The organism is Ruegeria sp. CE9 (assembly GCF_056537425.1).
Genome location: NZ_JBQFRO010000008.1, coordinates 21,591 through 46,596 on the forward strand (window position 1 = coordinate 21,591; position 25,006 = coordinate 46,596).

Sequence of the window (25,006 nt, forward strand, 5' to 3'; positions counted from 1 at the left end):
GTGGGGTGACTACCTTTTCTCAAAATACAGAATGACCTCACCCAGCCGCACGCCAAAGCGCGAGACATAGGCACGGTTCAGCAGCCGGTCATCTGACAAGAGCCACATCCAGTCATCGAAATTCACCCGCATGGTGCCATCTTTGACTGGCAGGTCGATCTTGTATTTCCAGTTGAACGTATCGCCCCGCTCAATCCCCGTGGCCTCACCCAACACGCCCGGTGCCGTACCGGTCCAGGTGTCCTCACTGGTCTTAGTCAGCGTCCAGATGCGCTGTTCTGTGGCGCCGTCGTCATACACGAAATCCTCAACCAGTGTGAGCGTTTTACCATTCCATGTCCCGTCAATATCGACCTTAAAGCGGCGCGGGACGTTGCCCAGAGCATCCTGAAACTGACCATAGGCGACAGTTTTGCCTTCAAAGAACTCTTCAAGGTTCAACTGGCGATCGGACAGGAACGTCTTGGGGATGCGCGGTTTGGCCGAGCAGGCGGCCAACACCGCGAGCCCTGCGACGGCGACTACCGCGATCAGAGTGCGGCGGGCAATCATTGCAGAGGCCTCAGTTCAGAGTCTGTATCGTGGCCATTTGCTCCGTGCAGATGGGCCGTTTTGACTTCGGGCGCGGGGCGCATTGTGGCGACCAGTTCAGCGACCTTGATACCGAACTTGCGCATCTCGGACCGGTTCATGATCGCTCCGTTTTCTGTCAGGTACATCCAGTCGGTTACATCCAGCGTATGCCCGCCCGCATCTTCAGGCAAAATAATCCGATAAGTCAGCTTAACGGTCGCGCCCGAGATTTCCCCTTTGCCCTCGCCGACAATGTCGTCTGCTGTCGCGATGAACGTGTTGCCGGTGCCCAGCGTCAGATACCATTTGCGGGTCATCTGTTTGCCGTTGGAATAGGTAAAGTATTCGGACAGCGTGCCGGTATTGCCATCCCATTCACCTACCATGCGTGCGACAAAGCTGTTCGACATCTTGCCGTTGGGACCATAGATCAGCCCCTCTGACAGGATCTCTCCGTTCAGGTTCTTTTTCAGCGAAAACTCTGGCCCGGTTCCGCTGTAGTCGGAGGGAGATTGCGAGCGGAAGCTGAGGAACCGGTTCTTCACAGCAAACAGCGCGAAGAGAGCGAGCAGACAGATCAGGAGCGTTGTCATTTGGCGGAGACCTCCGTCGGGAGCGTCAGGACCATGCCAAACGCTCCGAGTTTCAAGATGCAGGGCAGCACCGCATAGGCGAGGGTGAGCGTGTTCAAAGCCTCAGCCGAATTGGCTTGTCCTGGCGTAAAGCCGCTGCGTTCCAGCAGGGGTAGTGTAAAAAAGGCAGCCAGCGCGAGCCCCAGCTTGCCAGCGAAGGACCAGATACCGAACGCGGCTGAGGCGTTGAGTCCCGCGCGGGTCAGAACGACCGAGAACATCGCTGGCAGCACCACCATGTCCGCGCCCAAAGCAGCGCCGGATGCAAGGCAGATAAGGGCGAACCCCGCCAAATTACCGGGCGCCAGTAGGGCGGCGCCAACAAATCCAAGAATGGCCAGCGGCATTGCGATTATCAGAGTCTGTTTCGGGCCAATTCGGTTGCTGAGTTTTGCCCAGAACGGAACGCTGAGCCCGGCGCTAAGGAAGAACAAGATCAGCAGTGGCCCGGCTTTGCCCGGGAGCTGCAGACGATCTTCGACGAAGAATAGAAACAGGGTCGAAGTGATGGCGACGGGCAAGCTGTTAACTAGTGCCAGCGCGAGCAGACGCAGTGCTCCGGCTTGTCCTAGCCCTGCAAAGGATAACCCTTGCCCGGTGATCGGGGTGCGTTGCCATATCGGCAGCGTGACGGCCAGAGTCACAACGGACAAAACGCCAAGAAACAGCCCAAACGCTGGATACCCTTGGGCGCTAGCTCCCAACGTAACGAACAATGCGGGGGCGGCGGCGGCGATGATCACACCGGTCAGTTGCCCGCCTTCGCGAAAGGCCGCCAGTGTCATCAGTTCTTTGGCGCTGGCTTGTTTGGCTAAAGTGGCGCTGCGGCCATAGAGCAGGATGGTCCCAAGGCTGTAGGCCGAGAATAACAGGATCAGAATAAACACTAATGCAGCGATACTTGCCCCGTTCGGCAAACCAAATAAAAGGGGGAACCCAATCGCCAGACCCAGCGCAGCGGCGGCGGCAAACAGCATCTGCCCTCTGGGCCAGCGATCAATCGCCCAGCCGATCAACGGGTCCTGCACCAGATCGATCAGCCGAATGACCAGCAGTACGGTCCCGATCACCCCCAGCCCGATGCCGAGGTTCACAGCGGCAAAACGCGGCAGGTGGATGTAAAGCGGAATACCCGCAGCAGCCAGCATCAACGCATAGAGACTGACACGGGGGTACAGCATCACTGCCCCTTCAACTGCTGTGTGAATGAGGCGGATCGTGTGTTGTCGCCCAGAAAGATCGACATGAAGCTGCGGGTGATGCCAGGATTGGTCAGGGTGCAGGTTTTGTTTCCATTGCGCCAGAAACTGACACTGTTGGGGCCCTGCGCGATAGCCAGATAGCTGTCGCCCTTGCTGACCGCCTGAAAACAGGTCTGTAACTGAGCTTCTGTCGGCGCGGGATTGTCCTGCCGGGCCATCTCTTCCAGCGTCGACTCGACCAGCGCTTTCTGTTTCAGGTTCTTTCGGTAGGTCAGTTGCAGGCCGAAATTCTCGTTCCAGCTGAATGCCGCACCGCCGGGAGTGTAGAGCTTGGCGTCGTAAAGCGGCAACCCCAGAAACCTGAAGGTCGAGCTGCCGCGCAGCTCAGGATCGCTGATCGCATCGGACAGGGGCGAGGCCGCCAGCCCGCCGGGGAGCAGCAACGCCAATGACAGCAACGCAGCGCGACAGGTTTTATGCACTGGCCGAAACAGCGAGGTCCGTATCCGGGATACCATTGTCAGCTCCGATGATCTGCGGGGTGCCGGTGAGGCGCTCGACAACATGCATCGCGCTGGCAATCCCGTCTTCGTGGAAACCATGCCGGTTATACGCCCCCGCAAACCAGGTCCGGTTCTGCCCCTGCATCTCGCGAATTTGCCCTTGTGCACGCAGGGCGGCTTTGTCGAATACCGGATGGGCGAATTCGACCTCGTCATAGATTTTATCCGAGGGAATGTCGGATGAGGCGTTCAGAGACACAAACAGCGGGTCGGAGTCGGGGATATTCTGAAGCCGGTTCATCCAATATGTGACCCCAACATCGCCCTTTTGCGAGCGATAGGTCCAACTGGACCAACAGGCGCGGCGGCGCGGCATTTGGCCAGGATCGCAATGAAGGATGGCTTTGTTCGGTTGATATCTGATCGCACCCAACGCTGTTTTTTCCGCCTCGGTTGCTGCATCGCCCAGGACGGCGAGGGATTGATCGGAGTGGGTGGCCAATATGATCTCATCAAACAAAGCAGCCTCGCCACCTGCATGTATCGTCACGCCCAGATCATGACGCTCGATACGCTGAACGGGCGACGCCAGACGGATATCTGACCCACGCGCCCGCAGCGCGGCTTCGATACGACGGACATATTCAATGCTGCCGCCTTTCACGGTGTACCACTGGTGCTGATTGGCACGGCCCGAGGCCAGCAGCGCGTGATTGCGGAAGAACTGCACCAGTGAGCGGGCGGGGAATTGATCCACAAACTCGACCGGTGTTGACCAGATCGCACCGCACATGGGCATCAGGTAGTTGTGCCGGAACCAGTGGCCGAGGCGCAGCTGATCCACCAGCTCTCCGATCGTGGTGTCATCGTCCTGCGCGGCTTCGGGGGCCTCTTTGGCGAAGCGCAGAATGTCGGCGATCATCTTGTAATAGGCTGGACGCGCGAGGTTGCGTTTCTGCGCGGTCAACGTGCGCAAGTTGTTCAGCCCGTATTCGATGCGGCCATTATCAATGGTTGCGCCAAAGCTCATTTCGCTTTTGGTGACCGGCACGTTCAGCTCATCAAACAGACGGGTCAGATAGGGATAGGTGACATAGTTGAAGACGATGAACCCGGTATCCACCGGTTGATCACCATTCTTACCGGCCATCACGGTGCGGGCATGACCGCCAAGTCTCGGCTCGGCCTCGAACACGGTGATATCATGATCTTCGGAAAGATAATAAGCTGCGGAGAGACCTGAAATGCCTGCGCCTATGACTGCGATTTTCTTGCGTACGCCCCGGGTTTCGTCGAACATTCCAACCTCGTTATTCGGTATTTACAACAGGATACGCAGGGAATGGGCGTTTGGATCAACCGGATTAGAAGTTTTTTTCAAACGCACTATGTTGTGATGTCTGGCCAGATGTTTCGAACACCGGGCGTGATCCATTGCGACCATCTGATCGTATTGGTTTCAGGAGCACAAAAAAGACATTGGCATGAGCAGATTTGACGGAAAAACCTATTGGATCATCGGCGCCAGCGAAGGGCTGGGCCGCAGCTTGGCTGAAAAGTTGAGCAGCGAGGGCGCGCATCTGATCCTGTCTGCCCGCAATGCTGAGCGGTTGACTGAGATCTGCAGCGCCTTGCCAAGTGCGCGTGCCGTGCCGATGGATGTGACCGATCTCAACACCGTGCGCCGCGCGGTGGCAGATGCTGATGCGTTTGACGCTTTGGTCTACAACGCGGGCGCTTATGAGCCGATCAACACGTCGGATTGGGATACCGAGGCCGCGCTGGCCATAAGTGATGTCAATTATTCCGGCGCGCTGCGGGTGTTGGGTGAAACAGTTCCCTCCCTTGTCGACAAGGGTCGCGGAGATATCACGCTGATTGGATCGCTAGCCGGATATCATGGGCTACCCAATGCAATTTCATACGGGGCCAGCAAAGCGGCGCTGATCTCGCTGGCCGAGACGATGCGGCATGATCTGGCGGGCTCTGGCGTCACTGTCCGGATCGTAAATCCCGGCTTTATCAAGACTCGGCTGACCGACAAGAACAGCTTCAAGATGCCGATGTTGATGACACCCGATGATGCAGCCGATCGGGTGGTTCGGGCCATGTCGCGCCGTAGGTTCCGCACGGATTTCCCGGCACCTTTTTCATGGGTGGTGCGCCTGATCGACTATCTGCCCGATATCCTTGTCTATCGGGGCAAGTGAGCTTAGCCGCAGGTCAGTCTCTGAATAGTGCCCGCGCCATTCACATACACATTCAACCGGTCGATGCGATAATCTTGTGTTGCGATGTCATCCGGGCCTAGAACGCGTGACCGTTCAGGCAGGTCGGCTTGAATGTTTGAGACAGGCTGACCAATCTTGTCCGCAAAAGGCTCGCCCTTGCAAAAGGCCAAATCTACGGGCGCGTTATCCGTATCAAGTGCTGTGTCTTGAGCCGTTGGGGTTTCTGTACAGGCGACTAATAGCATAAGGATCGGGAAAAAACGGTACATTGGCGCAGGACTTTCTGGTGATGTCGTTTCTGAAATATCAAAGATTTAGCCAACCTGTCATGAAAGCGCAGTTGAAAAAACCCTGTATTTGACGCAGGGTCGGGCAAAACAGACAGGGAGAAAAGCTAGATGCGTACCCGTGCCGCCGTTGCCGTTCAGGCAGGCAAACCTTTGGAAGTGATGGACGTGAACCTTGAAGGCCCCAAAGCGGGCGAGGTTCTGGTTGAGATCAAAGCAACCGGCATCTGCCACACAGATGAATTTACCCTGTCAGGCGCAGATCCCGAAGGTCTGTTCCCCGCCATTTTGGGACATGAAGGCGCGGGCGTTGTGATGGAAGTCGGCCCAGGCGTCACCAGCCTTAAACCCGGTGATCACGTGATCCCGCTTTATACACCCGAATGTCGTGAATGCGAATATTGCCTGCACCCCAAGACCAACCTGTGTCAGGCGATCCGCGAAACGCAAGGGCAGGGCCTGATGCCCGATGGCACCTCGCGCTTCTCGACTCTGGATGGGGATCCGATCCTGCACTACATGGGCTGTTCGACCTTCTCGAACCACACTGTCCTGCCAGAGATCGCGCTGGCCAAAGTGCGTGAGGACGCCCCATTCGACAAGATCTGCTATATCGGCTGCGGCGTAACCACCGGCATCGGTGCGGTGATCAACACAGCCAAAGTCGAAATTGGTAGTCGCGCCATCGTCTTTGGTTTGGGCGGCATAGGCCTGAACGTGATTCAGGGTCTACGTCTCGCCGGAGCCGACCAGATCGTTGGCGTTGACCTGAACCCGTCTAAGGTGGAAATGGCCACCAAGTTTGGCATGACCGATTTCGTGAACCCTTCCGAGGTGGAAGGTGATTTGGTGCCTTATCTGGTCAATCTGACAAAGGGTGGCGCAGATTATACCTTTGACGCGACTGGCAATGTCGGTGTGATGCGCGCCGCGCTGGAATCGGCGCATAAGGGTTGGGGTGAATCGATCATCATCGGTGTGGCCCCAGCGGGCGCTGAAATCTCAACCCGGCCGTTCCAACTGGTCACCGGTCGTTCATGGCGTGGTACTGCCTTTGGCGGCGCGCGTGGTCGGACTGATGTACCAAAGATCGTCGATTGGTACATGGATGGCAAAATCGAGATCGACCCGATGATCACCCACACCATGGGCCTGGACGATATCAACCACGGTTTCGACCTGATGCATAAGGGAGAGAGTATCCGGTCGGTGGTCGTCTACTAAGGCTCTATACCGGCTGAAATGGATTGCACGGCGCGCTGAAATGCGCGCCGTTTCTTATTCTCCGGGCCTCGTCGCTCCGGTATCCGACCGGGGCGACCTGACGCGCAGCACGGGCGTATTGACAGAGGTGGTGTTGGACCGGCTCTCGCGCCAGACCACAAAGACGCCAGATGCGATGATGACGCTCGCACCAACCGCGACCCAGATATCCGGATGCTCGCCAAAGAAAATCACACCAAAAATCGTGGCCCAGATGATCTGGCTGTATTGGCTGGGGGCGACTACCCCGGCGGGGGCAGCACGATAGGCGAGAATGATCAGGTGCTGCGCGATTACCGAGAACACGCCGACAAGCGCCATCATCGCGAGATGCAGCAGAGAGGGCGGTTGATAAACCGCCGGTTGGGCAATGCTCATAACCGCGATGGCCAGCAGCATCGGATAAAGGATCAACACGGCAGAGCGCTCTTCGCTCCCGATCTTGCGGACAAGAACCGACGCAAATGCGCTGCAAAACGCTGCAGTTAGAGCCGCCAAATGACCCAACGTGATATCTGTTGCTCCCGGGCGCAGGACGATCAGGACACCGATCAGACCGACACCCACGGCGGCCCACCTCTGCGCGCGGACCACTTCACCCAGAATCGGGATCGACAGGACGGTCACAATCAGCGGGAACGAAAACAGCAGCGAATAGACCTGTGCCAGCGGCAGAACCGAAAAGGCATAGAAGGCGCACGACATGGCCGTGAGCATGGCCCCTGATCGCAACAACACCAGCCAAGGATGCCGCGGCAGGAAATTCCCGGTCGTTCTGTCCGCCAGAATGGTCACGGCCATTGGAACAAAGGAAAACAGCGTCGCAAAAAAGATGATCTGCAACACCGAATAGGTGCCACCCAGCACTTTGATCAGCACGTCATGGGTTGCGAAAACAGCAAAGCCCAGAAACGCGAAGGCAAGCCCACGAAGGGTGGTGTTCTGAGCGCTCATGACAAAAGCCTCAATCATCGGTGGATCGTTTGGGGTGTTTGATGCTTGCTTAGACCCAAATTGATCCGACGGGTAGCCCTTATTTTACCGCTAACATTCTTTGGCAGGCAGGGTTGCAGATTTTGCAATGCGCAGGAATCGGGTCGAGTTCGAATTCAGCGATTGTCATGATCACTTCAATTCAAGGAGATACATCATGCACAGAATATCAGCCCTTTCGACAGAGCAGGTTCAGGCCTATCGCGCAGGCGCGCCCGATGGATACGGTAACGCGCCAGAGCGCGTGATTTCCAATGGGGCAGGTAATCCCTGCCGCCATTGCATGACATACATTCCAGAGGGTAAAGAAATGTTGGTTCTGGCGCATCGGCCATTCCCGGAACCACAGCCATATGCGGAAACTGGCCCGATCTTCCTGTGTGCCGACGACTGCAGGCGCTATGAAGATAAGGATACGTTGCCCGAGGCACTGACCGACTCGCCCAACTACCTGATCAAAGGCTATGGTGCGGACGATCGGATCGTCTATGGAACCGGGGTTATCACCCCGCAAGCCCAGTTACAGGAGGCGGCTGAAAACATCTTTTCCCGCGCTGACGTTGCTTATATCCACATCCGGTCCGCTCTGAATAATTGTTACCACGCGCGGATCGATCGCGCCTAAAGCTTGACGCGGTGCATCCCACGTCGGGGCTGGTTCGGGTCATCGACAGATACATCATCGGCTCGGCTCGAGGTGAGGGCAAGGAACACATCCTCTAGGTCGGCCTCTTCGGTGCGCACATCCCGAATGCGGATACCGGCTTGGCGCACCGCCTCTAATACTTGTTCGGCGGTGGTCAGGGTGCTGCGGTACTGCAGCACCAGATCGCCATTCTCTCGCTGTGTTGTGGTTACATTGTTGGTTTCAGGCAGTGTCTGAACCGGGCCATCCGGCACGATCACCATGGTCCGGCTGTCCATCCGGCCCAGCAGGTTGGCCGTGCTGTCCTGAGCGATCTTTTCACCATGATTGATGATGGCGATCTCGTCGCACATCTCTTGCGCTTCTTCCAGATAGTGCGTGGTCAGGATGATGGTCATGCCCTGTTCGTTCAGTTTGCGCACATTGGCCCACAGCATCTGCCGCAGCTCGATATCCACACCGGCAGTGGGTTCGTCCAGCACTAGAATCTTGGGATGATGCACCAACGCCTTGGCCAGCAGCAGACGCCGCCGCATCCCGCCCGAGAGGGTGCGCGCATAAGCCTCGGCCTTATCGGCAAGGCCGACGAGTTCAAGAATCTCATCGCTCCGCCGGTTCGAATTGGGAACACCATACAGGCCGGCCTGAACCTCCAGCGCGCCGCGCGGCGTAAAGAAGGGGTCGAGGTTCAACTCTTGTGGCATCACGCCAATGGCGGCACGGGATTGACGCGGGTTTCGATCCTGATCGAAGCCCCAGATCGAGACGCTGCCGGATGTTTTTACAACCAGCCCCGCCAGAATGTTGATCAGCGTCGACTTACCTGCGCCGTTGGGGCCAAGCAGGCCAAACACAGACCCACGCGGCACGGTCAGATCAATGCCTTTCAGCGCTTGTTTCTCGGGTTGCCCCTTGGCCCCGCGATAGGTCTTGCGCAGTGAATTGATTGTGATTGCCGCATCGGACATGTGGCCCTTGCCCCCGGATTGCTCATCGCCCATAAACGCACCTATTACATGCCCGCGAGGCCGACAACCAAAGAAGGATCGCCAGCCGTGACCATCGAAGCGCCGGAAACCAAGATTGTCGATTCAACCCGCGTCGCCTGCGATGGCGGAGAGGGGGCTCTGGGCCATCCGCGCGTCTGGCTGCAGATCCCCGAAAGCACCGGTTGGGTCGAATGCCCCTATTGTGACTGCAAATATGTGCTGCGCGGCGCGGTTACTGAACAGGACGCTTGAAGGGCAGACAGGGCGGCAAGCGGTCGGTATTGGCGAGTATTGAGAATGCTGTTCACGGCCAAAACGATCGATCTTTCGGACAGCCAGCCAATCGCAAATGGTACCGTGCGCAGTGTCTTTGACTTTCCGGGCCACCCCGACCTGTTGATCAAGGTTTTCACCCGCTCTGGCGATCGCGTCTCGCATCGGCTTGGGAAACGTTTGGCGTGGAAGCTGTTCCCCGAGGCGCAATATCGCAGCACCTTGAAAGAGCTGGAATGCGAGCTTCGCGTGTCGTTGAAACTCGGGGCCGATATCGAACATTCTCCCTTGTCAAGAATGCTGGGTGTGGTCCAGACCACCCGTGGGGCAGGGGTTGTTGTCGAGCGTATCGCAGGTCTTGAAGGCGGGCTTGCTCCAAAGCTCTACGAAGTCATTCGTAGCGGTCTGGATGCACAGGCTTTGGATGCGCTGAACAGATTTGTCGGGCAGATGTTCGACCTTCATATCGTCGCGCGTGACGTCAAAAGCTCGAATATCGTTTACGGAACACGAGGTGCAGGCCCGGCCTGTTTTCTGATTGATGGGTATGGAGAGCGGAACCTGGTCCCGTTACGCAGCCTGTCGCGTCGTTTGAATGATCGCTCGCTGAACAAACAGTTCGCGTTGATCGCTGAAAAAGCCGGTTTGGCATGGAATGCAGATCAGCGCTCTTTTTCGAATGGCTGAGGCCAGACCTCGGGCCAATCCGTCGTAACGAATTGGATAAGCGGCCTCGTCTTTCGTTCTGCGCTTCGGTACAACTTGGCGCAACACAGCGCAGGAGCCTCACATGACCACGACCCAATTCGGAAAAGGCTGCCATCTGCACCTGATTGATGGATCAGCCTTTATTTTCCGCGCCTATCACGCGCTGCCGCCACTGACGCGGAAATCGGATGGGCTGCCGATTGGGGCTGTTTCAGGGTTCTGCAATATGTTGCAGAAATACGTTGAAGGGAACGCCGGGCCGGATGCGCCGACCCATGTGGCGGTGATCTTTGATAAGGGATCACACACCTTCCGCAATGACATGTACGATCTCTACAAAGCCAATCGTGAGGCGATGCCTGAAGACCTGCGCCCGCAGATGCCGCTGACCCGAGAGGCGACCAAAGCCTTCAATATCGCCTGCAAAGAGTTGGAGGGGTATGAGGCCGACGACATCATCGCCACCCTCGCCGTTCAGGCGCGTGAGGCCGGTGGGCGGGTAACCATTGTGAGCTCGGACAAAGACCTGATGCAGCTGGTGGGCGGTGGTGTTGAAATGCTTGATGCGATGAAGAACAAGCGCATCGACCGCGATGGGGTTTTCGAGAAATTCGGTGTAGGGCCTGAGCGTGTGGTTGATGTGCAGGCGCTGGCGGGGGATTCGGTTGATAACGTTCCCGGGGCACCGGGCATTGGGGTGAAGACTGCGGCGCTGCTGATCAATGAATACGGCGATCTGGAAACCTTGTTGGACCGTGCCGAAGAGATCAAACAGCCCAAGCGCCGCCAGACACTTATCGAAAAGCGCGATCAGATCGAATTGTCGAAAAAGCTGGTGCAGCTGGACGAGAACACACCACTGGATTTCACTCTGGACGATCTTGAGGTGAAAGACCCTGATGCCGATACCTTGCTGGGTTTTCTGGCTGAGATGGAATTCCGCACCCTCACGAAACGTATTGCCGATAAGCTGGGGGCCGAAGCGCCTGTTATCGCTGATGCACCTGCTCCGGCGGTCGAGGAGGCAGAGGTTGAGGTACTGCCTTTCGATGCATCGAAATACGAATGCGTGCGCGACGCGTCCGCCCTGCAGAAATGGATTGATCAGGCGTATGAGCGGGGTTGGGTGGCCGTCGATACAGAGACCACCGGCTTGAATGAAATGATCGCCGATCTGGTGGGGATTTCGCTTTGTGTCGAGGCTGGTGAGGCCTGTTATATCCCCCTTACCCATCGGGATGGATCGGCAGATGATTTATTCGGTTCAGACGCATTGGCTGAGGGGCAGATGCCACTGGATGAGGCTCTAAACCTGCTGAAACCGATATTTGAGGATTCGTCGATCCTGAAGATCGGGCAGAATATGAAATACGATGCCAAGATATTCAGACGCTATGGTGTAAATGTCTCTCCGATAGATGACACGATGCTCATGTCTTACGCGATGCACGGCGGTGAGCATGGGCACGGGATGGATACGTTGTCTGAACGCTATCTCAGCCATACGCCGATTCCGATCAAACCGCTGCTGGGCTCGGGCAAGTCGGCGATCACGTTTGACAAAGTGCCGATAGACGAAGCGACTGCTTACGCGGCCGAGGACGCGGATATCACGCTGCGCCTTTGGAAGCTGTTCAAGCCGCAGCTGCACCAGGTGCAGGTGACGACGGTTTACGAAACGCTTGAACGCCCACTGGTACCGGTGCTGACCGAGATGGAGATGCATGGTATCAAGGTTGACCGTGATGTTCTCAGCCGCATGTCAAACGCGTTTGCGCAGAAAATGGCCGGGTTAGAGGCTGAAATTCACGAGTTGGCGGGCGAAAGTTTCAATGTTGGCTCACCCGCCCAGTTGGGTGAAATCCTGTTTGACAAGATGGGGCTTGAGGGCGGCAAGAAAGGTAAAACCGGCAAATATTCGACTGGGGCTGATATTCTTGAGGACTTGGCAACCGAACATGAATTGCCGCGCCGGGTGCTGGACTGGCGGCAGCTTTCGAAATTGAAATCGACCTACACCGACGCGTTGCAGACCCATATCAACCCAGACACGGGTCGGGTGCATACGTCGTATTCGATCACTGGGGCGAATACCGGCCGTCTGGCCTCGACCGATCCGAACCTGCAGAACATTCCAGTGCGGACCGAAGAAGGCCGCCGTATTCGCGAGGCGTTCATAGCCGAGCCGGGCAATGTGCTGGTCAGTCTCGACTATAGCCAGATTGAGCTGCGGATATTGGCCCATATCGCGGATATTCCGACCCTGAAACAGGCCTTTGCCGATGGTTTGGACATTCACGCGATGACCGCGTCCGAAATGTTTGACGTACCGCTGGACGAGATGACGCCTGATATCCGCCGTCAGGCCAAGGCGATCAACTTTGGTGTGATCTATGGCATTTCGGGCTTTGGCCTTGCGCGCAATCTGCGCATTCCGCGCGCGGATGCGCAGGGCTTTATTGATCGCTACTTTGAACGTTTCCCCGGTATTCGTCGCTATATGGATGACACGATCGCCTTTGCGAAAGAGAACGGGTATGTCCAGACTCTGTTCGGGCGCAAAATCCATACGCCCGAGATCAATGCCAAGGGGCCGCATGCCGGGTTCTCGCGTCGCGCGGCGATCAATGCGCCGATCCAAGGCACGGCGGCGGATGTGATCCGGCGCGCGATGGTGAGGATGCCCGATGCAATCAACAGTCTGCCTGCCAAGATGCTGCTGCAGGTGCATGACGAATTGCTGTTTGAGGTGGCTGAGGATGCGGTGGATCAGACCATCTCGGTTGCGCGCACGGTGATGGAAGGGGCGGCTGATCCGGCGGTGAAGCTGGATATCAGGCTGGTTGCTGATGCTGGGCAGGGCGCGAACTGGGCGGAGGCGCACTAGGGGCAACGCTGCTCATCAAGCCCTACGGGCCCTCTTTGCAGCGGGTCAGGCGTCGGGCCTGACCAGGCGGGCGATCAGTCGTTTCACGGACGGACCCAGTGTTAGGATCACAGTGAAAGCAATGGGCCAGCAAAAGGCCCAGGATGCCATCCAATCTAAAAACGTACTCGGGCCAAGACCGATTGCTTTGAGCGTGGCGATGCCAGTGACGATGCAGGACATCAGGCCGGACATGATCAGGGAAAACAGAGCATTGGCATAGCGGGCAGGGATCATGCAGGGCGTCCTTGGTGTGGCGATGCCCCCAATTGCGCGATTTTGGCCCAAAAATCCAGCGTTCATCCCGACGCTATTGCTGCATCCACGCCAATGAGTCCTGGGTCCGCCGGGTTGAGGGCGTGTATTCTGCACTAACCCAACCGTCATACCCGGAATGGTCCATCGCAGCGAAGAGCGCTGGGAAATCCATCTCACCTCGCCCGGGTTCCGAGCGATCCGGCGCGGCCCCGATCTGAGCATGCACGATGCGAGGCTGAAAGCGGTGCCAGACTGCCAGCGCGTCCCCATGGATCATCTGTGCATGAAAGCTGTCATATTGCAGCCCGACATTTGCTCGGTTCACACGATCCAGCACTTTGGCGGCCAGATCATAATCTTTCAGATAATAGTCCGGCTGCGAAATCGGGTTCAGTGGTTCGATGGTAAACTGTTGATCTGGCGCGAAATCTGCGGCCCATTGCAGGTTCTCGACAAAGCAGGCGAGTGCCTCAGGGCCAGAAGAATACCCTGACATAATGTGAATCATGCGCGGCCTGAGGACACTGGCATAGCGCAAGACGCGGCGAATGTCGGACTGAAACCGAGGGCCACCACCTGGAACTGCTGCATAACCCGGATGGCCGCCAGTATAATTCGGGGGTGGGGCGTTGATCAGGACCAGATCAAGTCCGCTTGATAACAGCGCCCGGCGGGTCTCTTTAGCCGCCAGATCGTAGGGGAATAGGATTTCAACCGCGGTAAAACCGGCCTGTGCCGCGGCAGTAAATCGGTCGAGATAGGGTAATTCAGCAAACAGAAGCGAAAGATTGGCGGCGAATCTGGGCATTGGTCATCCGGTGTCGAGCTTTGCGGAACCTAGCGATCACAACTGTCCTGTGAAAGGGCCTGAAAACGACAGATTGTCGAAAATCGGCCAGATAAAGAATTTCGAATCAGGAAGCATCTGACCCAAGCGGCGCTTCATTGCGAGGGCCGTGCCAACAAGAAGGTTTGATGACGATGGCCATGAGCCCTGAACCCGCGCGCGGGCACGCTCTTGCTGTAGCCGAAAGCCGACAGGCCGCGTTCACCGGCAATACGCTTGCTGTGGCTTCGATGTTGACGTGGGCGGCGGGGTTTCCTGCGGCTGAGGTGTTGTTGCAAAGCTGGCCACCCATCGCGCTGTTTGCAGCGCGGATGACTTTGGCCGTGCTAGTCTTGGTGCCGATCTGGCTGATACTAGATGGGCCGGATCAGGTGTTGCGTGCCCGTTGGGGGCATGCCTTTCTGGTCGGAGGTCTGGGACTTGGGTTGGGGATGTTCCTGATACTTGTGGCGCAGAAGCTGACAGACCCTGTGACAGTCGTAATCATTGCTTCGTGCGCGCCTTTGATTGCGACGCTGCTGGAACTGGCCGCTGGAACACGCCGATTACGCTGGAACTTTGTGCTGGGAATGGTGATTTCTATCATTGGCGGGCTGATTGCCACCAGCGCCGTGGCCCCGGCTCAGTTAGGGTTGGGCGCGGCACTTGCAGTGGTTTCAACCGCGCTGTTCTGCTGGGCCAGTATGGCGACTGCGCGCGACTTCCCCGAGCTCAGCCAATTGGGCCGCGGCACCGTTACCTTGGCGGGCGGACTGTTGACCGCCGCTGTTCTGGTGCCGGTTGCCGGTCTTCTGGGGCTGCAGGTCATGCCTTCTCAGCCCGTTGATACGGCGCAGATGGGAATGCTGGTATTCTATGCCCTGTTCTCATTGGGCCTGAGCCAAGTGTTCTTCATCGCATCGGTAGGGAAACTGGGTGTGGCGCTTGCGTCATTCCACATCAACACCGCACCGTTTTATGTGATGGTGATCATGATGGCGCTGGGTGAGGACTGGAACTGGACCCGCGCGCTGGGCGCCGCGATTGTGGCGCTGGCGGTGGTGTTGGCACAAGACCGAAAGCCGCGACCGGTTTAATCCATCAGCGCGTCAGACGCGATCAGCGGGAAAAACAGGCCCTCGGACCAAACACCGAACCAGCCATCGTGATGGCTACCGATCTCGACCAGCCGATAAAAGCTTTTGCGATCAATACGCGCTTCGAGGTTCGCGCGAACCAGTATGTAGGGGGACGGCTCATCTGTTTCCGCATCAAAGACAATGTGGATCGGATGCTCAGGCCCGGCGATGGCGGTATCGCCCATCTGTGTCGTAAAGGTCAGACGCTGAGACTCACCTTCGCTGTCCTGCTCAAAGTCGACGGCAATGAACGGCGCATCCTCGACGGTGATTCCCACCTTTTCGACCGGGGTGACGAGGTAATATTTGTCCTCTTCTTTCTTAAGAATTGAGGAAAATAGCTTAACAAGCTCGAACCGGGTGATCGGTGAGCCTAAATAACTCCAGGTACCATCTTTTGCGATCTTGATGTCCAGATCGCCGCAAAACGGAGGATTCCATAGATGAACCGGCGGTAAACCCTGCGTTTTGGCCGCTTTGACCGAAGCCGCCAGACCATCTGGAGAAGGGGTCACGGGTTTTTGTCCGCTCATTGCTTTTGCCATTTCCTCTCAGCGCGATACACTTCAATCATAACAGTCCACGGAAGGGAACCTCATGTCCGAACCTACCGACCTCGTGTCCGAGATCGAAGCGCTGGAAAACAAGCTGCAAGAGGCCAAGTCCTCGATCACCCGCCGCTTTATCGGGCAGGAGAGGGTCGTGGACCTGACCTTGACCGCGCTTTTGTGCGGCGGTCACGCTTTGTTGATCGGTTTGCCGGGTCTGGGAAAAACGCGGCTGGTCGAGACGTTGTCGACCGTGATGGGTCTGCATGGCAATCGCATCCAATTCACACCTGACCTGATGCCTGCCGATATTCTGGGCTCCGAGGTTCTGGACACCGCCGAAGATGGCAGCCGCCATTTCCGTTTCATCTCAGGTCCGATTTTTTGCGAATTGTTGATGGCGGATGAAATCAACCGCGCCAGCCCACGGACCCAATCGGCGCTGCTGCAGGCGATGCAGGAACGCACGGTGACGGTCGCGGGTGAAGATCGGGAGTTGGGTGTTCCGTTCCACGTACTGGCCACGCAGAACCCGATTGAGCAGGAGGGGACCTATCCACTGCCCGAAGCGCAATTGGACCGTTTCCTGGTGCAGGTTGACGTGGAGTATCCAGATCGCCAGACCGAACGTGACATTCTGCTGGCCACAACAGGTGTCGAAGAAGCCGAAGCGCATCAGATTTTCACCAAAGAGGAATTGCTGGCCGCGCAGGTCCTGCTGCGCCGGATGCCTGTTGGAGAGTCAGTTGTGGAACTGATCCTTGATCTGGTCCGTGCCTTCCGCCCGGATGAGGCGGGCGTGTCTGAGCGGGTCAAGGAAACGGTCGCCTGGGGCCCCGGCCCGCGGGCGGCGCAGGCGTTGATGATGACCGTGCGAGCCAATGCAATGCTGCAGGGGCGCTTGGCCCCGAATGCTGAAGATGTTCTGGAGATGGCCCGCCCGGTCCTCAGCCACCGGATGGCGCTAAACTTTGCGGCGCGTGCACGCGGCGACAGCTTGTCTGAACTGATCGAGTCAACTGCCGCCGGTCTGGTCCGCACCGAGGCTGCGGCGTGAACGCCGCCCAGACCCTACGCGAACGCTCCGAGGCCGAAGCGTCTCGGCTGCCGCCTCTTTTGGCGCGCGCCGAACATTTGGCCGGAACCGTGTTGTTGGGCGATCACGGGCGCAGACGCTCGGGTCTGGGGGATGATTTCTGGCAATATCGACCCGCACAGATCGGTGACAGCCGCCGGATGATTGATCACCGGCGTTCGGCCCGTGGCGATCAGCAGTTTGTGCGCGAGCGGGAATGGCAGATTGCGCAGTCAATCATGCTTTGGGTCGATCAGGGCGCATCGATGCGGTTTGCATCGGACAAGACTCTGCCAACCAAGGCCGACCGTGCCCGCCTTTTGGGGTTGGCAACCGCCATTCTGCTGGTGCGCGGTGGTGAGCGGGTTGGTCTAACCGGCACAACCTTACCTCCACGCCGGGGCAACGCGCAGATCATTCGGCTGGCGCAGGCATGGTCCGAAGATGCACAAACCGATTACGCCCCGCCCGAACACCGGGCCATGATCCCGCATGCGCGCGCGGTGTTCATCTCGGATTTCCTTGGATCTCTGGATGAGGTCGAGCTGGCCCTGACCAAGGCTGCTGACCGTGGGGTCCGCGGCATGTTGCTGCAGGTGCTGGACCCCAGTGAAGAATCATTTCCCTATTCCGGGCGCACTATCTTTGAAAGTGTCGGCGGCACCGCCCGACATGAGACATTGAAAGCCGCAGACCTGCGGGATCGTTATCTGGATCGCCTTGCGGCGCGCAAGGATGCGCTGACTCAGCTGTGCCGCGCGACCGGATGGCAGATGGGGCTGCACCACACGGGCGACAGCGCGCAATCGGCTCTATTATGGCTCTATCGCGCCTTGGATGGAGGTGCGCAATGACGGTTCTGGCGGGCATCGGCTTTACCGCGCCGTGGATTTTGCTGGGTCTTCTGACCCTGCCGATCTTATGGCTGATCCTGCGCGCCGTCCCACCTGCGCCGATCCATCGCCTGTTCCCAGCGGTTACCTTGCTGCTGGGCCTGAAGGATGACGAAAGTGTCTCGGACCGGACCCCATGGTGGCTGCTTCTGCTGCGAATGCTGGCAGCGGCGGCGATTATCATCGGGCTGGCAGGGCCGGTACTGAACCCCTCGCGCGATGAAACCGGATCCGGGCCGCTGCTGCTGGTGCTGGATGCGAGCTGGGCGGGTGCGACACGCTGGTCATCAACGCTGGATCAGATCGACGCACAACTGACCGAGGCCGGACGTGCGGGTCGCCCCGTTTCGATCCTGCGCCTGACCGAGCCAGAGGTCCCAGTGTTTCAGGCCGCCGAGGCATGGCGTGGGCGTTTGCCGGGCCTCACACCGATGCCGTGGCAGCCAACCGATGCGCAGATTGACCAAACACTGGCCGTTCTGGAACAGGTCGAGGGCGGCTTCGATACCCACTGGTTCAGTGACCGCCTGTCTTATGATGGCCATGAGCGTCTGACATCCGCTCTGCAAGCGCGTGGGGATGTGATCGTTTACCAATCCTCTGCACCTGTAACGGCGATCCTGCCCGCCACTTATCAGGACGGTGCCATCCAGCTCAGCGTTCTGCGCGCCAATCCGGGGCCTGCCGAAAGCGTCACTGTTCTGGCGCAAGGGCGCGACCCGGCCGGTGCGATGCGCGTGTTGCAATCCACGCCGCTTGAGTTCGAAAGCGGCTCTACTCTGGCGCAAATCGATTTGGCGTTGCCTTCTGAATTGCGCGCCCGGATCAGTCGGTTCGAGCTTCAGGGCCAGCGCTCGGCCGGCGCGGTGACGCTCACCGATGACAGCCTGCGCCGACGCGAAGTTGCTTTGATCGCCGGGACATTGAACCGTGAGGGGTTAGAACTGCTCTCGCCGCTGCACTACCTGACCCAGGTTCTGATCCCGACTGCAGATTTTGTCGAAGGTGGTCTGGCCGAAGTCCTGCCCGCCAACCCGGATGTGATTGTACTGGCGGATGTGGCCAAACTGTCCGACTCCGAACAGGCCGGTGTAATCGAATGGGTCGAACAGGGCGGTTTGTTGTTGCGTTTTGCCGGTCCTCGCATGGCTGCCAGTGATCTCGGTCGCGATGCTGAGGATGCCTTGCTGCCAGTCCGCCTGCGCAGCGGTGGTCGTTCGGTCGGCGGCGCCATGAGCTGGGGTGAGGCCAAGGGGCTTGCGCCCTTCCCCGAAGCATCGCCATTCTATGGTTTAGAGATCCCAGAAGATGTCTCAGTGACCACGCAGGTCATGGCACAACCAGACCCTAATTTGGCGGATCGGGTGATTGCGTCGCTCTCTGATGGCACGCCACTGGTGACTCGCAAACCACTGGGTTTGGGACAGGTGGTTCTGTTCCACGTCACCGCGGATGCCGAATGGTCCAGCCTGCCTTTGTCGGGTCTTTTTGTTGAGATGCTGGATCGCCTCGCCGTCGCCTCAGCTGCCAAATCACGGCAAGAGGCGCAGATGCAAGGCACCGTATGGGAGCCGGTTCAGATATTGGACGGCTTTGGTACTTTGACAGACGCGGGAACAATGCCCGGCGTCGATGGGGTCGAGCTGGTTTCTGGCCAGATCGGGCCAGACCTGCGCCCGGGGCATTATGAAAGCGGCAAACAGAAACTGGCGCGGAACGTTCTGGCCGAGGATGCTGTGCTGTCGCCGGTGGCATGGCCCGCTGATGTCCCGATCCGGGGTCAGGAAATCAGCACCGAGACCCCGTTGGAAGGGCTGTTGCTTGGCCTTGCGTTATTGCTGCTGACGGTGGATGTGATTGCGTCTTTGGCGCTGTCTGGGCGATTGGCCAAGGCCACCCCTGTCGCCTTTGCGCTTGCAGCCATGTTCCTTGCCCCTGAGGTTCAGGCGCAGAACCCCGATGACACCGATTTCGCGCTGAGCGCGACGCATGAGCTTGTGCTGGCGCATGTGCTAACCGGGAATGCCGAGGTCGACGATATCGCATTGGCTGGGTTGCGTGGGCTTGTGCAGACGCTGCATTTCCGCACATCGGTTGAGCCTGCAGACCCGATCGGCGTTGATCTGGAGCGCGACGAGCTGGCGTTCTTCCCGCTGCTCTACTGGCCGATTACGCCTGATCAACCGCAACCCTCGGTCGAGGCCTACGCTAAACTGAACGCCTATCTACGCTCGGGCGGGATGATCCTGTTTGATACGCGTGATGCTGATATCGCTGGGTTCGGGGCATCCAGTCCCAACGGGCGCAAACTGCAACAATTGGCGGCACCGCTGAATATCCCCTCGTTAGAGCCTGTTCCGCGTGACCACGTGCTGACTCGGGCCTTCTATCTGTTACAGGATTTCCCCGGGCGCTATTCCGGCACCGAGGTCTGGGTCGAGGCTGCACCGCCCGATGCCGAACAGATCGAAGGGATGCCTTTCCGAAATCTCAATGACAACGTCACACCCGTGGTGATCGGCGGCAATGACTGGGCCGGGGCCTGGGCTGTGGATCGCAACGGGCAATCTTTGCTGCCTGTGGGCCGTGGCTATGCTGGGGAACGGCAGAGAGAGCTGGCCAATCGTTTTGGTGTTAATCTGGTGATGCATGTTCTGACCGGGAATTACAAATCCGATCAGGTCCACGTGCCCGCCCTTCTGGACAGGCTGGGACAATGACCGGAACCATCATCTTTGACCCGCTGATCCCATGGCCGATTCTGGCGGTTGTGGCATTGATTGCCTTGTCAGGCGTGGTTCTGGCACTCTTGCGCGGCCTTTCGGGCTGGGCCTTGCGCGGGTTGGCAGCCCTGGTTGTGCTCGCCGCCCTCAGCGGCCCTGTTTATCAGGTCGAGGATCGCGCACCGCTAACCGATATCGTGCTGATGATCGAAGATGAGAGCGCCAGCCAAACACTGTCGGATCGCGCCGAACAGACCGCCCAGACCGCCAATGACCTCGCCGCCGAGATCGAAGCCCGCGACAACACCGAGCTGCGCCGGATTCGGGTTGGGGACGGCGATGGGGATGAGGGCACGCAAGTGATGGCTGCCCTGAATGCAGCGTTAGCCGAAGAGCCCCGGGCACGGATTGCTGGCATCATCGTCATCTCGGACGGTATCGTCCATGACGTAGTCCAAGCGCCCGATCTGCCAGCGCCAATGCATTTGCTACAAACCGGGCGCGAGGGCGATTGGGATCGCCGCCTGATCGTTCGCAACGCCCCTGCCTTTGCCATCATCGGAGAGCCCGTGACACTGACCCTTCGGGTCGAGGACACCGGGGCCGCGCCCGTCGGCGTTGCGAATGCACCGCTGGAGATTTCGGTCGATGGGGGCGAGCCCGAGCAATTCACCATTCCCATCGGACTGGATGTCGAGCTGCCGATCACGCTGCCGCATGGCGGGCGAAATGTTATCCAGTTTACGGTGCCGCAGGCCGAGGGCGAACTGACCGATCGCAACAACACAGCCCTGATCCAGATGAACGGCGTGCGCGATCGTCTGCGCGTCCTGCTCGTATCGGGTGAGCCACATCCGGGCGGGCGCACTTGGCGCAACCTGTTGAAATCTGACAGTTCGGTTGATCTAGTCCATTTCACCATTCTGCGGCCACCTGAAAAGCAGGACGGCGTGCCGGTGGATGAACTTTCGTTGATCGCCTTTCCCACGCGTGAGCTGTTTCTGGAAAAGATCAATGATTTCGATCTGATCATCTTCGACCGCTACAAGCGGCGGGGAATTCTGCCGGCAATTTATCTGGACAATGTTGGCGATTATATCGTCAACGGCGGCGCAGTTCTGGTTGCTGCGGGCCCTGATTTCGCCACAGCCGACAGCCTGTTCCGTTCACCACTGGGGCCGGTTCTTCCGGCAAAACCCAGCGCGCGCGTCTATGAGGAGCGTTATGTGCCAATGGTCTCAGAACTGGGCCAGCGGCACCCGGTGACCACCAATCTGGGCGATGCTGAGACATGGGGCGCGTGGTTGCGCCAGATCGACGTCAGCCAATTGTCTGGTGACATGCTGATGACCGGAGTCGATGACCGCCCGCTGCTGGTGTTGGATCGTGTGGGTGAGGGCCGTGTGGCCCTGATGGCCTCAGATCACGCATGGCTGTGGAGTCGCGGCTTTGAGGGCGGTGGCCCGCAATTGGAACTTCTGCGCAGGCTGGCGCACTGGATGATGAAAGAACCCGAGCTTGAGGAAGAGGCCTTGTGGGCCGAGGCAAACGGCCAGTCGATGCGTATCATCCGTCAAACGCTGGAGGATGATGTTGGCCCTGTCACCGTCACCCGCCCCAACGGCGAGACTTTGGAGATCACGCTGAACGAAGTCTCCCCAGGTCGGTTTGAGGCACAATATTTCGGCCCCGAGATTGGCCTCTATCGTCTGGAAGAGGGCGAGCATTCTGCGGTGATTGGTCTTGGCCCCGCCGCACCCAAGGAGTTTGAGCGCACAATCGCGACTGATGAGATCCTTAACCCGGTTCTCGCCAGCCTGCGAGGGGGTACGATCCGCGTAGAAGAGGGCCTGCCCTCAATCCGAAATGTTCGCGCTGGTCGACCCGCAGCAGGTCGCGGCTGGATCGGTCTGACCCCGCGCGACGCCTATGAAACCCGCGACGTCACCCAAGCCGGGTTGCTTCCGCCATGGCTGGTCCTGTTGTTGGCCGGTGGGTTCCTGCTGGGCGGATGGTTGCGCGAAGGGCGTCGCTAGACCGCTTAAGCACTTTTTCATGCTCTCCCGCGATGCTCGGCGCAAAGTATCGCGGGAACACGATTCATGAGCCTTGCAGAAAAACTGGCACAAGAGCGTCGCGCACGTTTGGCCGCCGAACGGCTTTTGCACCTGAAACAGGCCGAGCTGTCTGCCGCCAATCGCAAACTAGGCCGCCATGCCATCGCGCTTACGCGCCAGATCGATGAGACCCAGGCCGAAGTTGCGACCGTTCGGGATGAGAATGAAAAGGTCAAATCAGACCTGACCGTGGCCCATGCCAAGGTCGAAGTGGCCGAGCGTCGTTTGTGGCATTCGGTCCAGACCATCCCCGACGGTTTTGCCTTTTTCGATGGCAACAACACATTGGTCGGTGCGAATGCTGCCTATCTGAGTGTGTTCGATGGGTTGGAGGAGGTTGCGCCGGGAATTTCTTACACGCGTATTCTCGAAATTCTGACCCATGAAGGGATCGTGGATATCGGTGCGGAGAAGATCGAGGATTGGCAAGCCCGCATGCTTGCACGCTGGGGGCAACCTCATCCTGAGCCAGAAGTAATCCAGCTGTGGAATGGTCAATATATCCGGCTGATCGATCAGCGCGGCCACGGGGGCGACGTGCTGAGCCTTGCGCTGAACATCACAGCCTCGGTCCGGCATGAGGCTGAATTGAATGCCGCGCGTGAACGGGCTGAAGCGGCCAACCGGGCCAAATCCGCCTTTCTGGCCAATATGAGCCATGAGATTCGCACCCCGATGAACGGCATCGTCGGCATGACTGAGTTGCTGACCGAGACGCCGATGAACGAAGAACAAAGGCTCTATGTAAGTACAATTCGCAACTCGGGTGAGGCCTTGCTGGTCATCATCAACGATGTTCTGGACTATTCCAAGATCGAAGCCGACAAGCTTACGCTGCACCCCGAGCAGTTCGATCTGGAACGCTGCATTCTTGAGGTCGCGATGCTGTTGCAGCCCAGTGTGCGCGATAAGGGACTGACCTTGCTGGTGGACTATGACTTGTTCCTGCCAACGCTCTTTGTGGGCGATCCTGGACGGATTCGTCAGATTCTGACCAACCTTGTCGGCAACGCTGTCAAATTTACCACGCAGGGTCATGTCCTGATCCGGGTGACAGGTGTGCCCGATGCAACGACCGAGAGCTGCGATATTCACGTGGCCATTGAGGATACGGGCATTGGGATCGAGGCTGACAAGGTTCCGCATATCTTTGGGGAGTTCAATCAGGTCGAGGATGCCCAGAACCGCCAGTTCGAAGGCACGGGCCTTGGTCTCGCGATCACCAAACGTCTGATCACCATGATGGGGGGCACGGTTTGGGTCGAAAGCGAACTGGATAAGGGATCATGCTTTGGCTTTCGTATATCGATGCCAACCGCAGAAGGCCCGCAACCGGCACCACCCGATTTGGCCGGGCGGTTGGGGCGTGTTCTGGTGGTCGAGGATATGGCCGTCAACCGTGCGATCCTGACCAAGCAATTGGACCGGCTCGGGTCTCAGGCGCTCACGTGCTCGACCGGGGCCCAGGCGTTATCTGCGATGGATAAATCCATTGATCTGGTTCTGTGCGATCACGATTTGCCGGATATGGACGGGTTAGAGCTTGCGACTACGCTGCGCGAAAAGGGCTGGGGTGACCTACCCATCGTGGTGATGTCGGCCAATCCCGGTGTGATTCACGCCGACCCAGCCCATCGCTTGATTGACGGCGTGTTGCAAAAGCCCATTCCCCGGGCCGAGTTGTATTCCCGACTGATGGCGATGGGCGCGCCCGTATTCAAACCGAATCGCAGTGACGACCGGGCGCCTGATGGCCCGTCGAAACCCAAAGTTTCGCAGGATCAGAGACTGATGCGTGTCTTGGCAGCCGAGGATAATCGGACCAATCAGTTGATACTTAGAAAGATGACGAAGGATCTGAACATCGATCTCAAATTTGTCTCGAACGGGCTGGAGGCGGTTGAGGCCTATTCCAGCTTTGACCCGGATTTGATTTTCATGGACATCTCGATGCCCAAAATGGACGGCAAAGAGGCCACGGGTGAGATCCGACGTCGTGAAATCGGGACCGATCGTCATGTTCCTATCGTCGCGCTAACTGCGCATGCGATGGCAGGCGATGACCAAGGTATCCTTGCGGCGGGGCTGGATCACTATTTGACCAAACCGTTGCATAAGACACTGATTCACAAGATGATACTGGAACACCAACCCGCTGACGTCCGCGTGGTTGGTGCGGATGATGAACGGGTGGAATAGGA

Annotated in this window: 23 protein-coding genes; 12 read left to right on the forward strand and 11 right to left on the reverse strand. The window is 58.2% G+C overall.

Features of this window, described 5'->3' with window-relative positions:
* Window positions 1-9: 9 nt before the first annotated feature.
* The 5 genes from ACR0B3_RS15305 to ACR0B3_RS15325 are packed head-to-tail and all read right to left on the reverse strand — an operon-like array spanning window position 10 to window position 4,210.
* Window positions 10-552: a DUF3833 domain-containing protein gene (locus ACR0B3_RS15305; RefSeq protein ID WP_480809850.1), complete on the reverse strand. Its 543-nt coding sequence runs from the start codon at window positions 550-552 to the stop codon at window positions 10-12.
* On the reverse strand, window positions 549-1,166 hold the full coding sequence (locus ACR0B3_RS15310) for a DUF3833 domain-containing protein (RefSeq protein ID WP_480809851.1): 618 nt from the start codon (window positions 1,164-1,166) through the stop codon (window positions 549-551). Before ACR0B3_RS15310 ends, ACR0B3_RS15305 begins: the two co-directional genes overlap by 4 nt.
* A complete protein-coding gene (locus tag ACR0B3_RS15315) occupies window positions 1,163-2,386 on the reverse strand; it encodes an MFS transporter (protein ID WP_480809852.1) in 1,224 nt (407 codons plus the stop codon). The genes ACR0B3_RS15310 and ACR0B3_RS15315 overlap by 4 nt, the downstream gene beginning before the upstream one ends.
* The gene (locus ACR0B3_RS15320) at window positions 2,386-2,925 is read right to left on the reverse strand and encodes a hypothetical protein (RefSeq protein WP_480809853.1); all 540 of its coding nucleotides are present in this window, start codon (window positions 2,923-2,925) and stop codon (window positions 2,386-2,388) included. The genes ACR0B3_RS15315 and ACR0B3_RS15320 overlap by 1 nt, the downstream gene beginning before the upstream one ends.
* Window positions 2,882-4,210 (reverse strand): NAD(P)/FAD-dependent oxidoreductase, encoded by a 1,329-nt coding sequence (locus ACR0B3_RS15325; RefSeq protein WP_480809854.1) that lies wholly within the window; start codon window positions 4,208-4,210, stop codon window positions 2,882-2,884. Before ACR0B3_RS15325 ends, ACR0B3_RS15320 begins: the two co-directional genes overlap by 44 nt.
* 184 nt (window positions 4,211-4,394) lie before the next feature.
* Between ACR0B3_RS15325 and ACR0B3_RS15330 the strand changes: the two genes are divergently transcribed.
* Entirely contained in the window at window positions 4,395-5,120 is a 726-nt protein-coding gene (locus ACR0B3_RS15330; protein WP_480809855.1) for an SDR family NAD(P)-dependent oxidoreductase, read from the forward strand.
* Window positions 5,121-5,122: 2 nt separating this feature from the next.
* Here the strand turns inward: ACR0B3_RS15330 and ACR0B3_RS15335 are convergent, their stop codons facing one another.
* Window positions 5,123-5,410, reverse strand: a complete 288-nt coding sequence (locus ACR0B3_RS15335; RefSeq protein ID WP_480809856.1) for an I78 family peptidase inhibitor — start codon at window positions 5,408-5,410, stop codon at window positions 5,123-5,125.
* A 129-nt stretch (window positions 5,411-5,539) separates the two neighbouring features.
* On the opposite strand from ACR0B3_RS15335, the gene ACR0B3_RS15340 reads away from it, so the two are divergent.
* Complete coding sequence (locus ACR0B3_RS15340; RefSeq protein WP_480809857.1) at window positions 5,540-6,652, forward strand: S-(hydroxymethyl)glutathione dehydrogenase/class III alcohol dehydrogenase; 1,113 nt, start codon at window positions 5,540-5,542, stop codon at window positions 6,650-6,652.
* Between the two features lie 54 nt (window positions 6,653-6,706).
* Here the strand turns inward: ACR0B3_RS15340 and ACR0B3_RS15345 are convergent, their stop codons facing one another.
* A complete protein-coding gene (locus ACR0B3_RS15345; protein ID WP_480809858.1) occupies window positions 6,707-7,645 on the reverse strand; it encodes a DMT family transporter in 939 nt (312 codons plus the stop codon).
* Between the two features lie 196 nt (window positions 7,646-7,841).
* Here ACR0B3_RS15345 and ACR0B3_RS15350 point away from each other — a divergent pair, with 196 nt between their 5' ends.
* A complete protein-coding gene (locus ACR0B3_RS15350) occupies window positions 7,842-8,309 on the forward strand; it encodes a DUF1203 domain-containing protein (protein ID WP_480809859.1) in 468 nt (155 codons plus the stop codon).
* On the opposite strand, the gene ACR0B3_RS15355 is transcribed toward ACR0B3_RS15350, so the two are convergent.
* Entirely contained in the window at window positions 8,306-9,298 is a 993-nt protein-coding gene (locus ACR0B3_RS15355; protein WP_480809989.1) for an ABC transporter ATP-binding protein, read from the reverse strand. The genes ACR0B3_RS15350 and ACR0B3_RS15355 overlap by 4 nt on opposite strands.
* An 87-nt stretch (window positions 9,299-9,385) precedes the next feature.
* Between ACR0B3_RS15355 and ACR0B3_RS15360 the strand changes: the two genes are divergently transcribed.
* The 3 genes from ACR0B3_RS15360 to polA all read left to right on the forward strand — a co-directional run bounded on the left by ACR0B3_RS15360 (window position 9,386) and on the right by polA (window position 13,187).
* Window positions 9,386-9,571: a zinc-finger domain-containing protein gene (locus ACR0B3_RS15360; protein WP_480809860.1), complete on the forward strand. Its 186-nt coding sequence runs from the start codon at window positions 9,386-9,388 to the stop codon at window positions 9,569-9,571.
* 45 nt (window positions 9,572-9,616) lie between these two features.
* Window positions 9,617-10,279, forward strand: coding sequence for a YrbL family protein (locus tag ACR0B3_RS15365; protein ID WP_480809861.1), 663 nt, complete (start codon window positions 9,617-9,619; stop codon window positions 10,277-10,279).
* A gap of 103 nt (window positions 10,280-10,382) precedes the next feature.
* Window positions 10,383-13,187, forward strand: a complete 2,805-nt coding sequence (gene polA, locus ACR0B3_RS15370) for a DNA polymerase I (protein WP_480809862.1) — start codon at window positions 10,383-10,385, stop codon at window positions 13,185-13,187.
* A gap of 45 nt (window positions 13,188-13,232) precedes the next feature.
* Here polA and ACR0B3_RS15375 read toward each other — a convergent pair whose 3' ends face one another.
* Window positions 13,233-13,463 (reverse strand): DUF2798 domain-containing protein, encoded by a 231-nt coding sequence (locus ACR0B3_RS15375; protein ID WP_480809863.1) that lies wholly within the window; start codon window positions 13,461-13,463, stop codon window positions 13,233-13,235.
* A 73-nt stretch (window positions 13,464-13,536) separates the two neighbouring features.
* Window positions 13,537-14,292, reverse strand: a complete 756-nt coding sequence (locus ACR0B3_RS15380) for a hydroxypyruvate isomerase family protein (protein WP_480809864.1) — start codon at window positions 14,290-14,292, stop codon at window positions 13,537-13,539.
* 179 nt (window positions 14,293-14,471) lie between these two features.
* Here ACR0B3_RS15380 and ACR0B3_RS15385 point away from each other — a divergent pair, with 179 nt between their 5' ends.
* The gene (locus ACR0B3_RS15385; RefSeq protein WP_480809865.1) at window positions 14,472-15,407 is read left to right on the forward strand and encodes a DMT family transporter; all 936 of its coding nucleotides are present in this window, start codon (window positions 14,472-14,474) and stop codon (window positions 15,405-15,407) included.
* Here ACR0B3_RS15385 and ACR0B3_RS15390 read toward each other — a convergent pair.
* Window positions 15,404-15,982 (reverse strand): DUF1285 domain-containing protein, encoded by a 579-nt coding sequence (locus ACR0B3_RS15390; RefSeq protein WP_480809866.1) that lies wholly within the window; start codon window positions 15,980-15,982, stop codon window positions 15,404-15,406. The genes ACR0B3_RS15385 and ACR0B3_RS15390 overlap by 4 nt on opposite strands.
* Before the next feature lie 64 nt (window positions 15,983-16,046).
* Between ACR0B3_RS15390 and ACR0B3_RS15395 the strand changes: the two genes are divergently transcribed.
* The 5 genes from ACR0B3_RS15395 (at window position 16,047) to ACR0B3_RS15415 (ending at window position 25,004) form a co-directional block, all read left to right on the forward strand.
* Window positions 16,047-17,054, forward strand: a complete 1,008-nt coding sequence (locus ACR0B3_RS15395) for an AAA family ATPase (RefSeq protein ID WP_480809867.1) — start codon at window positions 16,047-16,049, stop codon at window positions 17,052-17,054.
* Window positions 17,051-17,926 (forward strand): DUF58 domain-containing protein, encoded by an 876-nt coding sequence (locus tag ACR0B3_RS15400; RefSeq protein ID WP_480809868.1) that lies wholly within the window; start codon window positions 17,051-17,053, stop codon window positions 17,924-17,926. The genes ACR0B3_RS15395 and ACR0B3_RS15400 overlap by 4 nt, the downstream gene beginning before the upstream one ends.
* The gene (locus ACR0B3_RS15405; protein WP_480809869.1) at window positions 17,923-20,685 is read left to right on the forward strand and encodes a DUF4159 domain-containing protein; all 2,763 of its coding nucleotides are present in this window, start codon (window positions 17,923-17,925) and stop codon (window positions 20,683-20,685) included. The genes ACR0B3_RS15400 and ACR0B3_RS15405 overlap by 4 nt, the downstream gene beginning before the upstream one ends.
* The gene (locus ACR0B3_RS15410; RefSeq protein ID WP_480809870.1) at window positions 20,682-22,724 is read left to right on the forward strand and encodes a hypothetical protein; all 2,043 of its coding nucleotides are present in this window, start codon (window positions 20,682-20,684) and stop codon (window positions 22,722-22,724) included. Before ACR0B3_RS15405 ends, ACR0B3_RS15410 begins: the two co-directional genes overlap by 4 nt.
* Before the next feature lie 66 nt (window positions 22,725-22,790).
* On the forward strand, window positions 22,791-25,004 hold the full coding sequence (locus ACR0B3_RS15415) for a response regulator (protein WP_480809871.1): 2,214 nt from the start codon (window positions 22,791-22,793) through the stop codon (window positions 25,002-25,004).
* Window positions 25,005-25,006 lie beyond the last annotated feature (2 nt).